This is a genomic window from Terriglobia bacterium, from assembly GCA_020072565.1.
In the GTDB taxonomy this organism is placed as follows: Bacteria; Acidobacteriota; UBA6911; order UBA6911; family UBA6911; genus JAFNAG01.
The window spans coordinates 91,462-110,255 of sequence record JAIQGI010000001.1; the positions used below are offsets into that span (position 1 = coordinate 91,462).

The following is an 18,794-nucleotide window of genomic DNA, read 5'->3' on the forward strand; positions in this document are numbered from 1 at the left end:
ACTTCTACCTCACGACGGTGTCATGCCACCGCACTTGGATGTATGCCGATGCATCTCCCTGCCCGCTGCCGCAAGCATCCTCTCGACCGCCTGAGGCCCAGCCACGCCCGGGCTTCCTGAGACGAATCGAAGCACCGTGTGGTTGTCGATCGCACGGAAAACGAGGATGCAGAAAAGACCGATGCCGAGCCAGAAGGCCGCGCGCGCAGATCCTGACCTCCATCGGTGCTGCAGTTGATTGAGCAGGTGATAGAGGATCCAGCATTCGAGCGCAAAGGGCGGGAAACCCAGGAAACCCGGAAGGGGCATCTCAAATATTTTCCAACTCCCGAAGAACGGAACCGAATAGATCCAGTGCGATGCCGCCCAGAAATTCCAGAATTCCCACAATATGCCGCATACCAGCCCCCCGACCAGCAGGCTGAAGATCCTGCGCCGCTGCCCGGTGGCGATCTGCAGCGAAAGGCTCCGAAGCCCGAGTCGTTCCAGCAAGGGATCGAGCAGAAAGATCGGCCCTACCCAGATGGCGGCGAAAAAATAGCGGGGCCAGAGCAGCGGTGCGACGCAGAGGCAGAGGCCGAGCACTGCGAACGCGGGAGAAGGAGCCGATTGCGGGCGCGCGGGCAAATCCTCGTGCTCGGATGCGAAAGAGGGGCCCGGACGTCCGAAAAGCAGGTGCTCGAAGAGGTCTGTAGTAATGAACACTCCGGGGAGTACGGTAGCAAAAGCCACAGAGTACCCGATCCAGCGGATCCACATCCCGGCCGGAACACTGCTGTATGCCCAGTTCCGCAGTGCCAGGTTGTAGCCTTCGAAGCTGAGCCAGATAAAGACCGAAAGTGGAAGCATGCGCCACAGTTCGGCGCGCCGCCCGCAAAGCAGCGACCGGCCGCGCAGCCGGAGCAGAAGGTTGTCGGCGAGCAGGATGTAAGACCACCACGCGAAGCAATAGAACCAGGAGTAGAAGGGTTCGATCTTCCGGAACAGGCAGAACTCCGCGATGAGGAGGAGCAGAAGTCCCAGCCAGCCGTAGACCTTCATTTACCTTCCCGAATGGCGTTGTATTTGCGGCAGATTTCCAGGACTCGGTCGACAGGCAGCGCTTCCACGGTGCGCCCGCCGAATCCAGTCGTCGTCCTTGCCATGAAGAGCGAATTGTAGACGGCCTCCTCCGTCGCCTCTTTTACCGCCTGGAAGAGCGGCGACACAGCATCGTTGGTCAGTAGCGGCGGCGAGAGTGTCCGGACCTTGGAATCCGCGGGGACGCGTGCGTCGGGCGCGGTGGAAAACGCGATCACATAATCGCCGCTGCCGTTGCTGCTGTAAGATCCCGTTTTTCCCAGACCCAACATGGCACGAGCTGCCAGGCGTTTCAGATTGCGGGCATCGAGAGGTGCGTCGGTCGCCACAACCACCATGCAGGAGCCGTCCGGCGTGCTATTCGGGTTTCTGCGGCGGGTCTTCGCGAGTTCCTGCCCCACGGGCGCGCCGTTGATTTCGAGCACGCCGCCGAAGTTGGTTTGAACCAGCACGCCCACCGTGTAACCGCCCTGAGGGGCGCCGACCAGACGCGAGGAAGTGCCGATGCCGCCCTTGAAGCCGAAGCAGACAGTTCCGGTGCCGGCGCCCACCGCGCCCTCGGGAACCGGACCGCCCTTTGCGGACCGGATAGCTTCGAGCACCTGCTCCCTGCTGACGTGGCGTCCTCGAATGTCGTTGAGCGTCCCGTCGTTGGTTTCGCCCACAACTGCGTTGACGGAGCGAACCTGTTCGTTGCCCGGCTGCGCCAGCGTGTATTCGACCACCCCGGCGATGCCCTCTGCCACGTTGAGGGTATTGGTCAGGACGACAGGCGTTTCGAGATTTCCGAGTTCCTCGACCTGCGTGCTGCCCGCCAGCTTACCGAAGGCATTGCCCACGAAGACCGCAGCGGGGACCTTCTGCTGAAAGAGATTGCCCGAGTGGGGCAGGATGGCGGTAACGCCGGTGCGTACGTTCTCCCCTTGCCACAAAGTGACATGGCCCACCGCTACCCCGGCGACGTCCGTGATCGCATTCAGTGGTCCGGGCGGCATCACCCCAGGTGTGATGCCGAGCTCACGCGCCCTCTTCTGGCCCGCAGCCTGAGGGCAGAGTACGAACAAAGAGAGCGCGAGTCCCAGTCCGGTGCAGAAAGACAAGGAACAGGATCCCCACATCATTTTCACCCCCGTCGGAAGCCTTGACGCATAAAAGGCGAAAGCGGCCGGCCGCCTTCAGCGTATGCCATTGTACAGCTTTTGCGCGGAATTCGGTGACAGGATACGCATTTCCCAATTTCTCTCGGTCGCTCTTCGGCCATCGGATCGAACCAACATCAGGAAATGGGTATCTTGTTTCAGAATTTCAGCGCTCGTTGAGGGGCGCTCGTACCGTCGCGCTTGAAAACGCATACTCGATCCGCTTTACTTTAAGAACGAGGTTCCGGTTACGTTCCCGGCTCAAAGCTTATTACGAAACTGAGGGCAGATGGGATCGAGTGCTGATAGAATACCACAAGGGAAGCTATGTGCCGGTATTCACCCTTCGGGAGTTCGCGACACTCCCCGAAGAAGGAAGTCGTCGCGAAGCTCCCGCGGCGCACCCATGGAAGCGCATCGCCGTTTTGCCGTTTGCGGATTTGAGTGCGACGAGTGGCCAGGGATATATTGCGGATGAGCTCACCGAGGAGCTTATCTATGTGCTGACTCAGATGCCAAGAGTCTCTTCGTTGAGTTGCAGTTTTGCATCCCGATCGGCTCCTGGTTTGCCGATCCTGGCCGTCTGCCTGTGACAGACGAGTGTGAAGTTTTGTCCGCTGGCAACAGGACTTACTGCTGCCCGGCAGTAAGGAACGAGCTCTCTGGGCCCGGGACGGGACGCGGGCTTTTCTAGCGGAGGGTGAAAAGAAATGGGTATCCTGATGCACAAGACTCTGGGCATTCTTCTTGCCGGGGGGGCGGGCGAGCGTCTGTTCCCTCTCACGCGGCACAGAGCCAAGCCGGCAGTTCCCTTCGGGGGATGCTATCGGATCGTGGATGTCACGCTCAGCAATTGCATCAACTCCGGCCTGCGCAAGGTCTTCATCCTGACTCAATACAAATCTCTGTCGCTGCACAGGCACATCCGGAACGGCTGGTACAACGTGGTTGCCAAGGACCTCGACGAGTTCATAGAAGTCATCCCGCCCCAGATGAGGGTTGGCGACAACTGGTACATGGGTACGGCGGATGCCGTCTGGCAGAACCTCTATTCGATCAAGGGTGTCGACCAGATCAACTTTGTCATGATCCTTTCGGGCGATCACATTTACAAGATGAACTATTACCGCATGCTGAAGCAGCACGTCGACAAGCAGGCGGACGTAACCATCGGCGCCATCCAGGTGCCGCCGGAAAAAGCCCACCTTTTTGGGATCATGCAGGTGGATGAGTCCGGCCGAATCCGCGACTTCAGGGAAAAACCGTGCGTAATGGAACAGGGCAGCACGGTATCAGGCAAGATCTACGCCTCGATGGGGATCTATGTTTTCAACAAATCGCTGCTGGCCGAGATACTTGAGGAAGATGCCCAGAATCTCGACTCCACACACGACTTCGGCCGGGACATCATCCCCGGGCTGATCAAGCGCTGCAGCGTCTACGCCCATCATTTCGTCGACGAAAACAAGAAAGAGTTCCAGTACTGGCTGGATGTGGGAACGCTGGAGGCGTACTACGAGGCCAACATGGACCTGATCGCGGTTAGCCCCCGTTTCAATCTCTATGACAAGGAATGGCCCATTCGTACCTACCAGCCCCAGTACCCGCCGGCCAAGTTTGTCTTTGCCCAAAAGGATCAACGCATGGGCGTTGCCCTCGACTCGATCGTGTCGGGAGGCTGCATCATAAGTGGCGGCAGGGTGGTGAACTCAGTGCTCTCGCCGGGGGTGCGCATCAACAGCTACTGCGAGGTTGACCACAGTATTCTCTTTCCGCACGTCGAGGTGGGGCGTCATTCGCGGATCTCCAAGGCCATTATCGACCGGGGTGTCCGCTTGCCAGAAAAAACGATCATCGGGTTCGATCCGGAAGAGGATCGAAGGCGGTTCCACGTAACCGAAAGCGGTATCGTGGTGGTCGCGCTCGAGGACCTGCGCCGCGGGCAAAGCCAGGAAGCCGGCCTCGCCTCAGCCGCCAGCGGTTCACTCCTGGGTTAATCGCGGAAAAGACGTGAACCCGCCAATCGGGTGGCTGCGTCAGATCCAGGTGATCCGGAAGCCGCCGATGCCGGTCGTGACGACCACCGAAACATGGATCTTCTTTTCGTTGTAATTCTCGCTGTAGTAGTCGGCGCCGGATTCTCTGTGAAAACCGTCGAGCCGCAGGCCGCTTAGGAAATGCTTTTCAGCGGAAACCCTGACGCCCACATCGCGCGGCATCTTCACGTCTACACCTCCCACGCCCACCTGGACTCGCACTTCGGCGTCCTGCTTCCACAAGCCGGAGAAATCAAGGTTGGCCCCGCCTACTCCGCCTTCGAATTCAAACCGGCGGAAATTGAGGTTGCCCAGGCCGACGGCATCCAGGCTGCCCACGCCGTTGCGGAGGCGGATCTGGTCGCAGACTGTCGGATTCGGATCGTAAGCGGAGAGTCTGGCGCCGCCGACGCCGGCTTCGAGATCGAGGCGGCTCAGGCGCAGGCGCGACAGGGCGAGCCGGGCGTCACCCACGCCGGTATTGACCTGAAGGCTGACCGGCAGCGCATCCGTGAGGGAGAGGATTAGCCTGTTGTTCTGCCGCTCGGTCCGGATACCCCCCAGATGATTGCTTTCGAGCTTGAAAGTGAGGCGTCCTTCGGTGCCGGGCTCATAGTTGATCTCGGGTAGGTAGCTGGACTTGTCATACTCCAGGGTTGCCGAGTACAGTCGCGACGCGCTTTGCCCCGAAATCTCGAGCGAGCCGATATCGAGGCGTACATCCGCTTGCAGGGAGGACTCACTGCCGATGGGGCGGCTCTGATTCATCGTGGCCATCTCCACGGGAACCCGCTGCTCCAAGTTGCAGCCGGAGCATAGAACAGCCGCTGCAATGCTTGCCTTCCAGAGGATGTCTCTCATCGGATTTCTCCTGGACGATGATTATTTGTCGCGCCTGCTCGCCCGCTCGACCTCCAGGGCTCGCACAAAAATGTCGTTGTTTTCCGTCTCGAGGAAGATCTTGGGGGCTCCGGGTTTCAGCTTTTTGATCGTGGTGATGTCGCCGGGTCCGGAAGTGGGTTCCAGTCCGGCAAAGTCCGTTGAGATACGACCGTTGCGGGCAGTGGCATCGATCTGGAAAACAGAGTTCGGCGGCAAAGACAGGGTGATTTCGCCGTTGCTGTTTTTGACGTTGATCTCATCTTTTCCCAACGTCGCAGTCGACAGTGTGACATCACCGCGCTCGTTCGTCACCTTGCAGCCCTTGCTGAAGTCGTTCACGATCACTTCCTTCAAGGTCGTGCTGATTTCCACCGGACCGCCCACCCGGGTCACCTGGACGAGCGCCCCCTGTGCCGTAGCTTTGACATAACCGCCGACATCGTTAAGAGTGACTGAGCCCGAATTGGCGTCGACGTCCACGTTTCCTTTGACACCTTTCATTGTGGCTGTGGCGTACTGGCTTGAGAGTGTCACATTGGCGGCCACATCGGTCACCCGGATGCGCCTGCTGTGGCTGCTGGTGATCTTCAGGCTGTCCCCCAGGTTACTCACGCTGATCTGGCTCCCGCGGGCATCGATGATCACGGGCTTTGACACATGATCGATGACAATGCCGCCCTCTTCGTTCGCGACTGTCACTTTTCCCTCAATGTCGTTGATCTGCACCGGAGAGTACTGGTCGCGGATGTCGACATCGCCTTTGACAGTTTCCACGGTGACCCGCCCGTGGGAATCGACCGAGAGGTTGCCGGTCAGGTTTGCCAGCCTCGATTCGCCGTAGCTGTTTGCCACCGAGAAGCTGCCGCTGCACTCGCGCACTTCCAGAGGTTGATGGCTCGATTGGACGTTGAGCTTGCAGTCGAGACCCGAGACGTTCACTCCGCCGAAAGGATTTTGGATATCCAGCTGCACTTTCCTCGGGACCAGGATCTCCATATCGGTATTGAAGCGGTAGTTCTTGGAAGACAGATCGTCTCGGTTCGATTTCACTGTGAAAGACGAAGCCTCCGCCTTGCCCTCTTCCCCTCCCTCGATTTTGATCTCGTCGGCGATCTGCCTGGCGCGCGCCTCATCGTCTTCGTAAACTCTCTTGCGCAGGCGGATGCGAACCTCGCCGTCACTGCCGGGGGAAACGGTGACGAGGCCGTGGGAATTCTCAATGCGCAAGGGTATTCCTGCGGGAAGGGGGTACGTGAATTCCTGAGTGTACTCGTGCGATGTCCCGATGAACACGTCGGTGCCGCCGATGTTTATGGATGTTGACAGGATGTCCTTCATGGCGCTGTCTGGGATCTGGGAGATCGCCAAGCCGATGATGAGCACAAACAGTATGCCGAAAACCTCTCCGATCTTGAGGGAAACTCCTTCTTTTTGCCGGAAGTAGTCAATAACCTTTCCCAAGCCGAGCAGGATGAGAAGAATCGGCCAGTAACGCCGCGCAATCGCCCACAAATCCGGCCCGATGCCGAAGTTCTTGAGCAGGAACACGATCCCCAGGGCAGCCCAGAGCAGGCCCCCCAACAACGAGGGCCGCCGTCTTCGCAAGCGCCTCGCGGCGGGATCTGCGGCTGCCGGCTCCTCCTGCCAGGTGAAATAGAAATAGAGCTTTTTCGCCCCGACCAGAATCAGCAGGACCGGCCAATAGCGTGCGACCAACTGCCACGCTCTGAGGGTCGAATACCAGTTGGAAAGAAAAAAGGCCAGACCGATGCAGATCAGGATCACCCCGAAGATTAATGCGCCCTTGCGGGAACCAGCAGACATGAGATCCTCCTCCTACTAATCCTTATGCTCGCTCACCGCGGCCGTCTTCCTGGCTGACGACTCTTCTTCCCGTTCGCGCAGAGATCGGTAGACGAAATATGCTCCCAGCCCGATAAAGACAAGCGGCCACAGCCGGTTGAGGAAAGGGTAATGGATAAAGTTCTTCAGCAGAAACAACATGCCCATGCCGATGAGGAGGATGCCCCAGGCGGCAACCGTCTTGTCCTTGCCCGGGCTTTCGGGCACGGGCTTCTGCTCCATCCGTGCCCGAAGTCTGGCTTCCGCGATGCGATAGGAATCGAACATGGTGTAAATAAGGAAGACAAAGGCCCCGAATCCGAACACCCCGCTGAAATTGTCACCCATGATGGTGAGCGCCGCGAACACTGCAAACTGGGTGATGGCCTTCTGGTAGTCGCCGTTATAGACGGCTCCCATGCCGGGGATCAAAGAGAGTGCAGCTGCACGTTTGGGCGCATCTGAGGGAATGCGGAGATCCTTGACGGCAGCCGCCCACTCCGCGCCGCGCACGAGACAATCCTGGCAATAAACCTTGCCTTTGATCTGATGCGAACATTCGGCGCACAGGGCCCTGCTGCACGTACTGCAGAATTCCTGGGACTCCACTGCGGGATGATATGCGCATTTCATGAGTCATCTCCTTCCAGGCTGATGGCCTGCCCTGGCTAAGCGGGAAACAGCCAGACGCTGCTCTTCTGGCCGGGGTTTTTTTCCTGCTGCTTCTGCTCTGCCGGTTTCTTCTTGCCTTCGACCGGCACATCCAGCTTCTGGATCATGTCACCCAGCGTGCCGAACACATTGTTCTTGATTGAGGAAAATTGGGTTTGCCACTCGTTTTTCGCGTTGTACAGTCTCAGCCCTTCGCTATAGAGTTGCTGCACACCGCGGTCCATTTTGAGCAACAGCCCTTTGGGCGAGAGAACGGAGGCAAGTACATTCGCGCGCGGGACCATCAGATCCACCGCCAGGGCCACGAAGAGCAAGCCCAGACCGGCGCTCATCGCAAAGCGCGGGGTCAGGGCGGGCCGCAAGAAGTGGGTCCTGAGGCGTTCGCGAAAGGAGCGTGTCCGTGGCCGCCCTGAGGTCCGAAGCAGGATTCGGTCGAGCAGCGCCGCATCCACCTCATAGGATGGAAATGCCCTGCAGGTGACGAGCATGGATCGCATCTCCTCCATCAGGACCAGGCAACTGTGACATTCCTGGAGGTGCTCTGCCACCTGCACCATCTCCTCGTGCGGCAAGGTGCGCTCGACGTACTCGCTCAAGCGTTCTTCTATTAATCCGCACTTCATACCTGCCCCCTAGACCTGCATTCCTGCTTTCGCCCGTCGCTTGGTCAGCAGCTTCCCCAGCTCCAAACGCCCCCGGTTGATCCGGCTCTTGATCGTGCCTTCCGGGACCCCCACCAGTTCGGCGATCTCCTGGTAGGCCATGCCTTCCAAATCGCGCAGGATGATCGCTTCCTTGAGTTCCGGAGAAAGCGCCTGCAGGCCCTCTCTGAGAAAAATGGCAGCTTCCGATTGCTCGACGCCCCGCTGGGGATTGGGAATCTTGTCGTCCGAAAGATTCATGTTTTCCATTTCCTCGGTCCCTGCGGTCTGCTGATAGCGCCTTGTCCGCCGGTAGTGATCAATAATCAGGTTGCGTCCGACTTTCATGATCCAGCTCTGAAAGCTGCCGGATTCGGAGCGGAAACTCTTGAGATTTTGATAAACCCGGATGAATATCTCCTGAGTTAAGTCCTCCGCCTCGTCCCGGCGACAAGTGTAACGATAAGTCAGGTTGTAAATTCGCTTGGCGTACGAATTCACAACCGTCTCCCAGGCGGCGTCATCTCCCTGGAGACAGCGCTCTACCGTTTTTTCATCGCCCGGGAGCAATCGTAACTCCTTATCTCCTGTCCCAATCAACGAAAGGGGACGAGGCAAAGTTCAATAAATCGGATCAGGGCCTTCAGTCGCGGCCCGGACGGCGAGAATGGAATGATCAGGTCAGAGATTGAACTGTATCAGGCTCCGGAAAAAGAAGATACATTTTCTTATTTCTGAATGGCTTCTGCAACATCATCCGCAAAAAGGGATTCTTTCTCTCTTCCAGCTCTGACATACAGGGCTGTGATTCCAGGGTAGAAAACGGAAATGTTCGCTTGCTGCGGCAGGCGTCCAGCCGTTTCTTCTTGACCTTTTGGGCATTTTCATATTTATTTCTGTAACGTCTTTGAAATAGCTAACTTGAAGGATTTGCAAAGAGAGCGGGGATCGTTCGAATCGATGAAATGCCCTTATTGCGGACATACGAAGGATCGTGTGGTGGACTCGCGGGAAAGCCGCGACGGTGATTCGATCCGGCGGCGGCGCCAGTGTCTGCAGTGCTCACGGCGTTTTACCAGCTATGAACGGATCGATGAAATTCCTTACATGGTGGTAAAGAAGGACGGCGGAAGGGAGAAGTTTGATCGCGGCAAGATTCTGAATGGGCTCCTGAAAGCCTGTGAGAAGAGGCCGGTCAGCCTTACGCAGCTCGAAAAAATCGTTGATCTGGTCGAACTCCGGGTGCAGGAGAGTCCCGATCGCGAACTCGAGACTGTGGCTATCGGCAAAATTCTGCTTTCCGAACTCAGGCGTTTGGATAAGGTTGCTTACCTGCGCTTCGCCTCGGTATATCTGGAATTCGAGGATGTGGCGGAATTCATGACCGAAATCAACGAGTTGTTTGAAAAAAAGCCGTCGTGAGCCCGCGCGCCGAATCCGAGCGTGATACGGGCGTTTGTCCGATCGGCTGTCTGGGTCAACCATGTCGAAATCGCACAAGCGAAACCCCTACGATCAAGTCCGATCCACCCTGATTCTCGAAGCGGAGGAAATCCTGGGCCGCCTCGAGGTAGGCAATTGGATTCCCAACGTCGACATCTGCGAGACGGCAGATGCCGTCGTGGTCCGCGTGGAGCTGCCGGGCATTGAACCTGCGGATATCCGGATTACGATAGAGGGCAACTTACTGCGGGTCCAGGGCACGAAACGCGAACCCGCGGCCGTGCGCGAGCGCATTTCCTACTATTGTCTCGAAAGAAGGTATGGAAAGTTCGACCGCCATATCACCATTGACTGGGTTGTGGATGGCGCCCGTTCGAGTGCCACCCTGGTCGACGGCATCCTTACCATCGCGATTCCGAGGATCGAGAATCGGCGGGGCAGGATTTTCGAGATTCCGATTACGAGTAAGCAACAGGGAAACAGAAAGGGGACAACCTGAGTTTCCGGACCTGGCATGCAAGATCGACTTTAAAGGAAGGGAGGAACCGAAAACTCTCTCCTTTTTCCCTTTGGAGTGAAACTCGCCAACTGAATCCGGATCGACAATAGGCGAAAGGACTTTAAATCGGTTATGCCGACAGCAGGGTTAAAGCAAGATTCACCAATGAAGGAGGCGGGTGCCGCGCAGGACGAGCAGCTCCAGATTCCGGAGCAACTGCCGGTGCTCCCTTTGCGGGATGTCGTTACGTTTCCGTACATGATCCTGCCGCTGCTGGTATCCTTGGACAAAGCCATTCACGCCGTGGATCAAGCGCTGACCCAGAATCGCATGATTCTACTTTTAACCCAGCGCGATCAGGAGGCAGAGAGCCCGACGCCGGAGGAGATGTACGACATCGGGACCGTGGGCATGGTGATCCGTATGCTCAAGATGCCGGATCAGGGTGTGCGGGTCCTGGTCCAGGGTGTCGCCCGCGCACGGGTGGAGGGTTGGGCCGAGGGCTTATCCTTTCTGCAGGCGAAGGTGAAGGTACTGGAGGAGGTAACTCCCGAGACCGCCGGTCTCGAGATCGAAGCGCTCACCCGCAATGTCAGAGAAGCCCTGGAAAAGGCGGCCTCGCTTGGGAAAAACATAGCGCCCGAGATCATTGCCATCTCCTCAAATATGAGTGATCCCGGCCGACTGGCCGACCTAGTCGCATCCAACCTGACGCTCAAGATCGACGATGCCCAGGCTGTTCTTTCCATCCTTGATCCGGCGCGGCGTCTGCGCCGCATCAATGAGCTGCTCACCCGCGAGGTCGAGCTCCTTACGGTCCAGCAGCAGATCAACATCCAGGCAAAGGACGAAATCGAAAAGGGCCAGCGGGAGTATTTCCTGCGCCAACAGCTCAAAGCGATCCAGAGCGAGCTGGGTGAAGGAAACGAGGTGGCCGAGGAAGTCGCTCGCTACCTGAAGAAGGCCGATGAGATCAAGATGTCCAAGGAAGCGCGCGATGAATTCGACGTCCAGGTGCACAGGCTCGAGCGCATGAATCCCGAGTCTGCCGAAACCGCGACGCTGCGCACCTACCTGGACTGGATGGTCGGCCTGCCCTGGAGTTTCCAGACAGAGGACAACCTCAATCTGCGCAAGGCGCGCAAGATCCTGAACGAGGACCATTACGGCCTCGAGAAGATCAAGGAGCGGATCCTCGAACATCTGGCCGTGCGCAAGATCAAAAAAACCACCAAGGGGCCGATCCTGTGTTTTGTCGGGCCCCCCGGAACCGGGAAGACCTCATTGGGCAAATCGATTGCGCGCGCATTGGGGAGGAAATTTGTGCGCCTGAGTCTCGGCGGCATGCACGACGAAGCCGAAATCCGGGGCCACCGGCGCACTTATGTGGGGGCATTGCCCGGCCGGATCATCCAGAGTCTGCACCAGGCCGGAACCAGAAACCCGGTCTTCATGATGGACGAGGTGGACAAGATCGGTGCCGACTTTCGCGGCGATCCATCCTCCGCCCTGCTGGAGGTCCTGGATCCGGAGCAGAACGATTCGTTCCGGGACAACTATCTTGGCGTTCCCTTCGATCTCTCGGATGTGCTGTTCGTCACCACGGCCAATGTTCTCGACACTATCCAGCCCGCCTTCCGTGACCGCATGGAGATCATCGCGCTTTCGGGCTATACGGAATCGGAGAAACTCCAGATCGCGAAGCGGCACCTGATCCCGAAGCAACTGGAGGCGCACGGCCTGGGGCCGGACGGCGTCATTTTCCCGGACAACGTCCTCGTCAGGATGATCCGCGGCTATACGCGGGAGGCCGGCTTGCGCAACCTCGAGCGCGAGGTCGCGGCGATCTGCAGGAAAGTGGCCATGAAGTTTGCCATGGGCAACCGCAAGTGCGTGCTTCTGAACACCGCCAACCTCCATCGATATTTAGGCTCGCAGCGGATCCTGCCGGGTGAGCACCTGGCGCACAATCAGGTGGGAGTTGCGACCGGCCTCGCCTGGACTCCGTTCGGGGGCGAGATTCTGTACGTCGAGGCTCAGGCGATGGCGGGCAAGGGATCGCTGATTCTGACCGGCCAGATGGGGGACGTGATGAAAGAATCGGCACAGGCCGCCATGAGTTACACGCGAGCCCACGCAGCCAAATACGGTATTCCGCAGGATTTCTTCTCGGCGCATGATTTCCACATTCACATTCCGGAGGGTTCGATCCCGAAGGATGGACCCTCGGCCGGTGTCACCCTGACTTCTGCTCTGATTTCCGCTTGCACCGGTCGCCCGCTGAACAAATCCATTGCCATGACGGGGGAGATCACCTTGAGTGGAAACGTTCTTCCGGTCGGGGGGATCAAGGAGAAAGTTCTTGCTGCTCATCGAGAACAAGTCAGCACCGTGATTCTGCCACGCCCCAATAAAAAGGATCTGGAGGAGATTCCCAAAGAGGTGCGGCGGGACCTCCAGGTGATTCTTGTGGATCGATTGACCGAAGTGCTGCAACGTGCTTTTGTCTGAGAGCAGCCGGCGGCCTGCTGTCTACTGGTGTCCGGTGGCAAAACAGCCAGTCCCAAAGCTGGACGAGAACCGCATTGTGCGCCTGCTCCGGAGGCGCTTCGGGGCCGACCGCGCTCCGCTCATCAAAGGGATCGGCGATGACGCCGCTGTTTGGCACCCGCGGGGCTCACGAGAGTACTGGATCGTCACCACGGACATGCTGCTGGAGGGGGTGGACTTTCGCGGCAGCTGGCTTACCCCTGCTCAGCTTGGGCACAAATCCCTGGCCGTCAACTTGAGCGATCTCGCGGCCATGGGCGCCAGGCCGCGCTTCTTTACGGTGGCGCTGGCCCTGCCCACGGATGTGACGGAACGATGGATCGGGGCCTATTATCGAGGCATGTCCAAGCTTGCCCGCCAGCACAGCGCGGTGTTGATCGGCGGGGATCTCTCGCGCTCCCCTCTCGGCATTCAGGTCACGATCACCGCAATCGGTGAGACGTCCCGCCGAAGACCCATCTACCGATCCGGTGGCCGCCCCGGCGACGTCCTCTTCGTAACGGGGATCCTGGGTAAAGCGGCAGCCGGCCTGGCCCTTTTGCTCCGGGGCCATACTCGAGGCAAGAGCATTTCCGAGCGCAGTGCGCTGAAAGCGCAGCGGACACCCGATCCCCGCTGTGAGGTGGGTAGCTGGCTGGCACGCAGCGGCTTTGTTCACTGCATGATGGATCTCAGCGACGGATTGTCGATGGATCTGCCTCGCCTGTGCGAGGCCTCCGGCGTCGGCGCTGAGATCTTCGGAGAGCAAATCCCAATCTACCCGGATGCGTCCAGGTGGCGGTGCGATCCTCTGGAACTTGCGCTCCATGGCGGCGAGGACTTCGAGCTTCTCTTCGCCGTCTCCGCCGGCAAAGCGGAAGACCTCGAGAAGGCGTATCCATCCGGGTTCCCAGCACTCAGCCGCATCGGGCGCTTGCGCCGGAAATCCGGTATAGTTTGGACGCCGTGCTCGGGCGCTACTCCGCGCCCACTCATACCCGAAGGATTCGACCACTTTCGCCGCTGAACGAAAAAGGTGCGTTCGGTCGCGGAAGGAGGATTAGCAACTTTTCATGCCTGCCTGCATCTGAAGTAACAACGTGATTCGGGCTGGTGGGGGGTATGACAAAAAACGATTTCGGATCCGATTACAGGGTGCAGGAACTGCTGAATGCCTTGAACGAGGGGATCCTGGAGGTGGAATTCGTCAAGGCCAGACTCGAGGAGTGGGCGGGGAAAGACATCGACTTGATCCATTATTCCGACGGGGAATATGGTATCGTTAGCAGTGAGCTTTGAAGATCGACTTGAAGCAAGGTAAGTGCCTGCCAGTCTTCTTCAATAAATCGTCCTCCCCAAGGGTAGATCAAATCTGAGCCAGGGTGAAGGTTTATGGGTTTAAAGCGGATAGAGAGGCATGTACGGAAGATGCTGGCGCTCAAAGAAACATCCGAGCGCCTGGCTTTGGCATTTGCTCTCGGGGTTTTCCTGGCACTCACCCCCTTTGTGGGCCTGCACACCGTGTTGGCATTTGCGATCGCATTTCTGTTTGGGTTGAACCGCGTCGCCGTTTTGGTTGGATTGTTTGTCAACAATCCATGGACCATCGTGCCTTACTATACGATCGCCACCTATTTCGGGGGCCATTTGATCGGATTTCCCAAGGGGGAGTCGCTGCGATTCTTTCACTGGTCACAGCTCTGGCACGGCAACTTCTGGGTGCAGCTGGGACACCACTGGCGGCTGCTCATGCCGTTGGCGCTCGGCTCCACAATCCTCGCGGTACTGGGCGCCGGGCTCTCCTATCCGCTGGCTCTCTATGCGATCAAGCGGGCCAGGGCTGCGCTGGGTTGGCAACCCGCCCGTGAGAATCCCGCCGAGTTCCCCTCTTCTTGTTGATGCCCTGATCGTGCCCGACAAGCTCGGAGCTTTTAAAAGCCCTGTGCGCCGGGTAAAATAGGCACAATGCGACAAACAATGATGGTCTGGTTCGGGGCTGTTCTCCTCTGCTGCAGTTCCTTTCCCGTGGGAGCGCAGATAAAGGAACCGCAGAAAGCGACGGAAACTGCGCCAGAAAAGCTGAGGCTGGGCCAGGCTGGGTCGCAGCCGGAGCTTGACGCCTACAACCAGATGCATAATGAAGTCGATCCCGCCCAGAAAAAGGCTCTGATTGACAAGTTTGTCGTCGACTACCCCGACTCCGGGCTGCTTGCCTATGTTTTTCAGGATGGTGTTTACCTCGGGCGGCAATCAAACAATATAGAGATGATGGCCGAATACGGCGATAAGTCCTTGGCGCTCTGGCCCCAGAACTATACGCTCCTGACCGAGCTGGGCAGCGTTTATGTGCAACGCGACCGGGTAGGGCAAGCAGAGGATATGGCGAAGCGCGCTCTGGAGTTGGTTGACGCTGCGGAGAAGCCCACTCACATGACGGACCAGCAGTGGGCAGAAGGCAAGAAAATGCTGATGTCGAGCAACTGCACAACGCTGGGATTCGTTCACCTGCGGCGAGCGCAGGCTAGTCTGGAGGCTGCCTTCAGGAAGAGCGAATCCGCGGAGGCAATCCCATGGTTTGACCGGGCGCTCGGCTATCACCCGGCCGACGATTTCGCGTTCTACGGCCTCGGCTTCACCTACGCAATCCTCAATGACTATCCGAATGCGGAGTCGAACCTCGCCAGGGCCGTGGCTGTCAATGGTATCGTCATGGCGAGCGCTCGCAGTCTTCTCGAGGGAATCTACAAGAGCCAGCACAATCAGTCGCTGATTGGTCTGGAGCAGGTCATTGCCAAAGCCAAGGCCGAACTCGGCCTTTCCTGAGCAGGCGAGGTCTGGATGAGCGAAATGACTGAAGACGCGGCATCCGCAGCAGAGTCCCTCACTGAGCTCGAAGACCTCCTGGGTCGTCCATTCCAGGACAAGTCACTTCTCCAGCGCGCCCTGACGCACCGATCCTTCGTCAATGAGCAGGAAGGCCAGGGGCTCCGTCACAACGAATCCTTGGAGTTTCTGGGCGATGCGGTGCTCGGATTCGTGATCAGCGCGCGGATCTTCGACCGTTTTCCCGATTCCAGCGAAGGCGAACTCAGCAAGATCAAGGCTTACCTGGTGAGCGCCGCAAATCTGGTGCACCTTGCTGAAAAAATCCGCCTGGGCGAGTTCCTCCTCCTCAGCCGGGGCGAGGAGAAAACCGGGGGGCGCAATAAGCGGGCGATCCTCGTGGACGCCTATGAAGCGCTTCTTGGCGCCATTTACCTGGATGGCGGCGTCGAGGCTGCCGCAGGCTTTCTGGAGCGGCAAATAGGGAATATTCTTCTTGCACTGGACTTGCACCAGTTGACCTATGGCGACTTCAAATCCGCCCTCCAGGAACAACTTCACAACATGGGCAGGCCTGAGCCGGTTTATCAGGTCGTCGATGAAATCGGGCCGGATCACAGGAAGGTTTTCGTCATCGAGGTGGTCGTCGGCCACGATGTCGTCGCGCGCTCTTCCGGGCGCACCAAAAAGGAAGCGCAGCAAGAGGCGGCGCGGATGGCGCTCGAAAATCTGAAAGTGGTCATGGGTGATGAGTCATGAGTATTGAGTTCAAGAGAATCACACTCATCACTCATGAGTTCGTCTTATTTGTTCTTGTCGAGCGCCTGCAGCATATTCAGGGCTTCTGAGTTTTCAGGATCCCAGTGCAGTACTTCCAGGAACTGCGCTTCCGCCCGCTTGGGCAGGTTCACCTTCAGATAGAGCTTCCCGAGTTGCAGATAGGTGTCCGGATTCATGTGCTCCAGTTCAATGGCTTTGAGCAAATGCTGTTCGGCCTCCTTCCGGAGGGCGGCGATTTCGACCTGAGCCACGCCCAGGAGATGATGGTAACGGGCCGTGTCTGGGCGCAGCCACACACACTCCCGGAGCTGGCTCACGGCTTTCTCGAACTCCCTGTTCTTCAGGGAAGTGCGCCCGGCGCGGAAGAGGGTTTCAGCCATCTTTTCCTTGTCAGAATCCACCGCGGCGCGACCCTGAAGGGTCGCTTCCACCTGGCTTTCCTTTTTCATGCGCGTCTCATCGTAATTTGCCCGCGCGACCGTATCGCTGAGCGTCGTGTAGGCCCCCGTGATGTAAGTGAAGAGCTTCTCCACGCGGGTGCGGAAATCGGAGCTGTATTCCTTGGATTCGAAGCGATCGGGATGATAGAGCCGGGCCATTTCATGATAAGCCGTCTTAATGTCGGCCTCACGTGCATCGCTGGGAAGCGAGAGGATCTCATAGAGGTTCGCTACCTCGAAGCGGCGCAACAACTCGTCCACCTGTTCGGAGAGCTGTTCCTGCTGCGCGCCGCCTGCCGAAGAAGACCGTTCCGGCATCGCGGCTTCCAGCCGCAGCAGACCCAGGAGGAGCAGACGTTGAAGCAATTCCTCCGGCTTGGCTTCGCCCGGCGGAAGCATCGGGAGAAGATGCGAAATGGGAGTCGCCCCCTCTACCTGTGCATAGGCGTATGCTTCCGCCCCATTCAGCGGGAAGCTCGCGCGCGCGCCGGCGGCAGGATCAGTGTTGATCAGCCCTGATCCCAATTGGCAGGAGGGCGGGACGCTGCGATCTTTGACCGACCGTCGGGCAGCCTCGACCAGCGCTTGCGGCACCGGCAGTGCCAACCGACAGCGCCGGCGAATCAATCCGTCCCCGTCAAAAAGCCGGAGGTCGCATGCCGACCAGGCAAACAATGAGGCCAGGATCATCACTGCCTGCTCGTGCACTCCTTCTGCCAGCCGTTTGTCATCGAGACCGGTGGTGAGAACGACCGCCTCGTCGCAGCTCTTTCCGCTCCTCATCAATGAGGAGACCTTGTGCAGATCCTTCCGGGGGAGCAGGTTCAACTTCATCAATACCTGGGCCAGATGCTCCTGCGCAAGGTTGCTTTCGGCAAAGATGAGGGCTCCGCGGGAGAACACCAGCTGCTTTTTTGTGGTGCCGCGTTCGAGCCGCACCACGCAGCTGCGCTGCGTTCTGTGCAGTTCCAGCAAGGTTTCTACGAGCTTCAGATGGAACACGGCAATTCTCGGAGAACGCAAAGACCGCTGAGAGACTTTCCCCGACTTTTTTGGTCCCGGAGGTCCTTGAGGTTCGATTTTCGAAACACGCCAACCTACATATCGGCTGGCATGGCAGGAAAGTCTACTTGTGCGCAGTGAACATCCAGTAGCCGAGCAGGGCGATGGTGTCGTAGGCGCCGTGTGCCACTATCGGCGCGACCAGACTGTTGCGCGCCAGATAGACAATGCCAAAGATCATTCCGAACAGCCCGGCAACGAACATTCCCTGCGTTCCCTGTAGGGAGTGTCCGAGGCCGAAAGCGACACTCCAAAGTATCAGCCCGAGATTGGCCCCACCCAGATAAACCTGGAAACGCCTCAGGATAAAGGCGCGTTGGAGTTCCTCCTTGACGCCCCCGGCAATCAGGGCAGTCCCGATGAGAATAATCAGGTCCTGGGGAGAGCGTATCAGCTCCATGAGCGGGTTGCGTTCCTGAAAATACTGGGGGAAGAAGGCCTGGAAGATTGTCGAAACAACAATGTTCAGGACAAACAGCACGGGAACAATCGCCAAGCCGATGAGCACGTTGGATCGCCAGCGCACCCAAGACAGGCCGAATCCCTGGAGCGTCTCACCGTGTGCTCTCATTACCAGGAACAGAAAGAGGAACGAGATAGCCGCTTCCAGCAACAAGTATGCCGACATCAGGCGGATATTGCCCAGCAGGCGCTCCAGCCCGAGGGCGCTGACGGCGAACGGCAGCTCAGCGAGCAACCCCGAAACCAGGCCGGCCAGCAGCAGCACTTCGAACAGGGCCTGAATCCGATCCACCCAGCTCTTTGAAGGCGCAGAGTGAGGCGCAACCTGGAGATCCTCGTTCGTATTCATCGTCAAGACCCTAACAGTTGGGCTACAGACAGTCAAGCCTAAGACAAGTTGAATCTCTTTTATATTCAAACAGTTGTAAGTATTGGTGGATTACCGTTATAATATCAGGGTCGAC

General features: G+C 58.2%; 19 protein-coding genes. 10 read left to right on the forward strand and 9 right to left on the reverse strand.

Features of this window, described 5'->3' with window-relative positions; genetic code table 11:
- Nucleotides 1–9 precede the first annotated feature (9 nt).
- Nucleotides 10–1,041, reverse strand: coding sequence for a hypothetical protein (locus tag LAP85_00395; protein ID MBZ5494833.1), 1,032 nt, complete (start codon nt 1,039–1,041; stop codon nt 10–12).
- Nucleotides 1,038–2,198 carry a P1 family peptidase gene (locus LAP85_00400; protein ID MBZ5494834.1) on the reverse strand — a complete coding sequence of 387 codons (1,161 nt, stop codon included), beginning with the start codon at nt 2,196–2,198 and terminating at the stop codon, nt 1,038–1,040. Before LAP85_00400 ends, LAP85_00395 begins: the two co-directional genes overlap by 4 nt.
- Nucleotides 2,199–2,518: 320 nt before the next feature.
- Here LAP85_00400 and LAP85_00405 point away from each other — a divergent pair, with 320 nt between their 5' ends.
- Nucleotides 2,519–2,812 carry a hypothetical protein gene (locus LAP85_00405; GenBank protein ID MBZ5494835.1) on the forward strand — a complete coding sequence of 98 codons (294 nt, stop codon included), beginning with the start codon at nt 2,519–2,521 and terminating at the stop codon, nt 2,810–2,812.
- Between the two features lie 129 nt (nt 2,813–2,941).
- On the forward strand, nt 2,942–4,216 hold the full coding sequence (gene glgC, locus LAP85_00410; protein MBZ5494836.1) for a glucose-1-phosphate adenylyltransferase: 1,275 nt from the start codon (nt 2,942–2,944) through the stop codon (nt 4,214–4,216).
- Nucleotides 4,217–4,255: 39 nt separating this feature from the next.
- On the opposite strand, the gene LAP85_00415 is transcribed toward glgC, so the two are convergent.
- Genes LAP85_00415 through LAP85_00435 form a run of 5 tightly spaced genes read right to left on the reverse strand, consistent with a single transcriptional unit; the run spans nt 4,256 to nt 8,862 of the window.
- Entirely contained in the window at nt 4,256–5,116 is an 861-nt protein-coding gene (locus LAP85_00415) for a toast rack family protein (GenBank protein MBZ5494837.1), read from the reverse strand.
- A gap of 21 nt (nt 5,117–5,137) precedes the next feature.
- A complete protein-coding gene (locus LAP85_00420; GenBank protein MBZ5494838.1) occupies nt 5,138–6,961 on the reverse strand; it encodes a DUF5668 domain-containing protein in 1,824 nt (607 codons plus the stop codon).
- Nucleotides 6,962–6,976: 15 nt separating this feature from the next.
- Entirely contained in the window at nt 6,977–7,612 is a 636-nt protein-coding gene (locus tag LAP85_00425; protein ID MBZ5494839.1) for a DUF5668 domain-containing protein, read from the reverse strand.
- 35 nt (nt 7,613–7,647) lie between these two features.
- Nucleotides 7,648–8,274, reverse strand: a complete 627-nt coding sequence (locus LAP85_00430; GenBank protein ID MBZ5494840.1) for a zf-HC2 domain-containing protein — start codon at nt 8,272–8,274, stop codon at nt 7,648–7,650.
- A gap of 9 nt (nt 8,275–8,283) precedes the next feature.
- On the reverse strand, nt 8,284–8,862 hold the full coding sequence (locus tag LAP85_00435; GenBank protein MBZ5494841.1) for a sigma-70 family RNA polymerase sigma factor: 579 nt from the start codon (nt 8,860–8,862) through the stop codon (nt 8,284–8,286).
- A 390-nt stretch (nt 8,863–9,252) separates the two neighbouring features.
- Between LAP85_00435 and nrdR the strand changes: the two genes are divergently transcribed.
- The 8 genes from nrdR to rnc all read left to right on the forward strand — a co-directional run bounded on the left by nrdR (nt 9,253) and on the right by rnc (nt 16,345).
- A complete protein-coding gene (nrdR, locus tag LAP85_00440) occupies nt 9,253–9,714 on the forward strand; it encodes a transcriptional regulator NrdR (protein ID MBZ5494842.1) in 462 nt (153 codons plus the stop codon).
- Between the two features lie 61 nt (nt 9,715–9,775).
- Nucleotides 9,776–10,234: an Hsp20/alpha crystallin family protein gene (locus LAP85_00445; GenBank protein MBZ5494843.1), complete on the forward strand. Its 459-nt coding sequence runs from the start codon at nt 9,776–9,778 to the stop codon at nt 10,232–10,234.
- Nucleotides 10,235–10,399: 165 nt separating this feature from the next.
- Nucleotides 10,400–12,745: an endopeptidase La gene (lon, locus tag LAP85_00450; protein ID MBZ5494844.1), complete on the forward strand. Its 2,346-nt coding sequence runs from the start codon at nt 10,400–10,402 to the stop codon at nt 12,743–12,745.
- Between the two features lie 34 nt (nt 12,746–12,779).
- On the forward strand, nt 12,780–13,790 hold the full coding sequence (thiL, locus tag LAP85_00455; protein MBZ5494845.1) for a thiamine-phosphate kinase: 1,011 nt from the start codon (nt 12,780–12,782) through the stop codon (nt 13,788–13,790).
- A 95-nt stretch (nt 13,791–13,885) separates the two neighbouring features.
- Nucleotides 13,886–14,062 (forward strand): hypothetical protein, encoded by a 177-nt coding sequence (locus tag LAP85_00460; protein ID MBZ5494846.1) that lies wholly within the window; start codon nt 13,886–13,888, stop codon nt 14,060–14,062.
- Nucleotides 14,063–14,155: 93 nt separating this feature from the next.
- Nucleotides 14,156–14,662 (forward strand): DUF2062 domain-containing protein, encoded by a 507-nt coding sequence (locus LAP85_00465; GenBank protein MBZ5494847.1) that lies wholly within the window; start codon nt 14,156–14,158, stop codon nt 14,660–14,662.
- A gap of 78 nt (nt 14,663–14,740) precedes the next feature.
- Nucleotides 14,741–15,586: a hypothetical protein gene (locus LAP85_00470; GenBank protein MBZ5494848.1), complete on the forward strand. Its 846-nt coding sequence runs from the start codon at nt 14,741–14,743 to the stop codon at nt 15,584–15,586.
- A 24-nt stretch (nt 15,587–15,610) separates the two neighbouring features.
- Nucleotides 15,611–16,345: a ribonuclease III gene (gene rnc / locus LAP85_00475; protein ID MBZ5494849.1), complete on the forward strand. Its 735-nt coding sequence runs from the start codon at nt 15,611–15,613 to the stop codon at nt 16,343–16,345.
- 44 nt (nt 16,346–16,389) lie between these two features.
- Here the strand turns inward: rnc and LAP85_00480 are convergent, their stop codons facing one another.
- A complete protein-coding gene (locus tag LAP85_00480; protein MBZ5494850.1) occupies nt 16,390–17,808 on the reverse strand; it encodes a DnaJ domain-containing protein in 1,419 nt (472 codons plus the stop codon).
- 124 nt (nt 17,809–17,932) lie between these two features.
- Nucleotides 17,933–18,679, reverse strand: coding sequence for a CPBP family intramembrane metalloprotease (locus tag LAP85_00485; GenBank protein MBZ5494851.1), 747 nt, complete (start codon nt 18,677–18,679; stop codon nt 17,933–17,935).
- Nucleotides 18,680–18,794 lie beyond the last annotated feature (115 nt).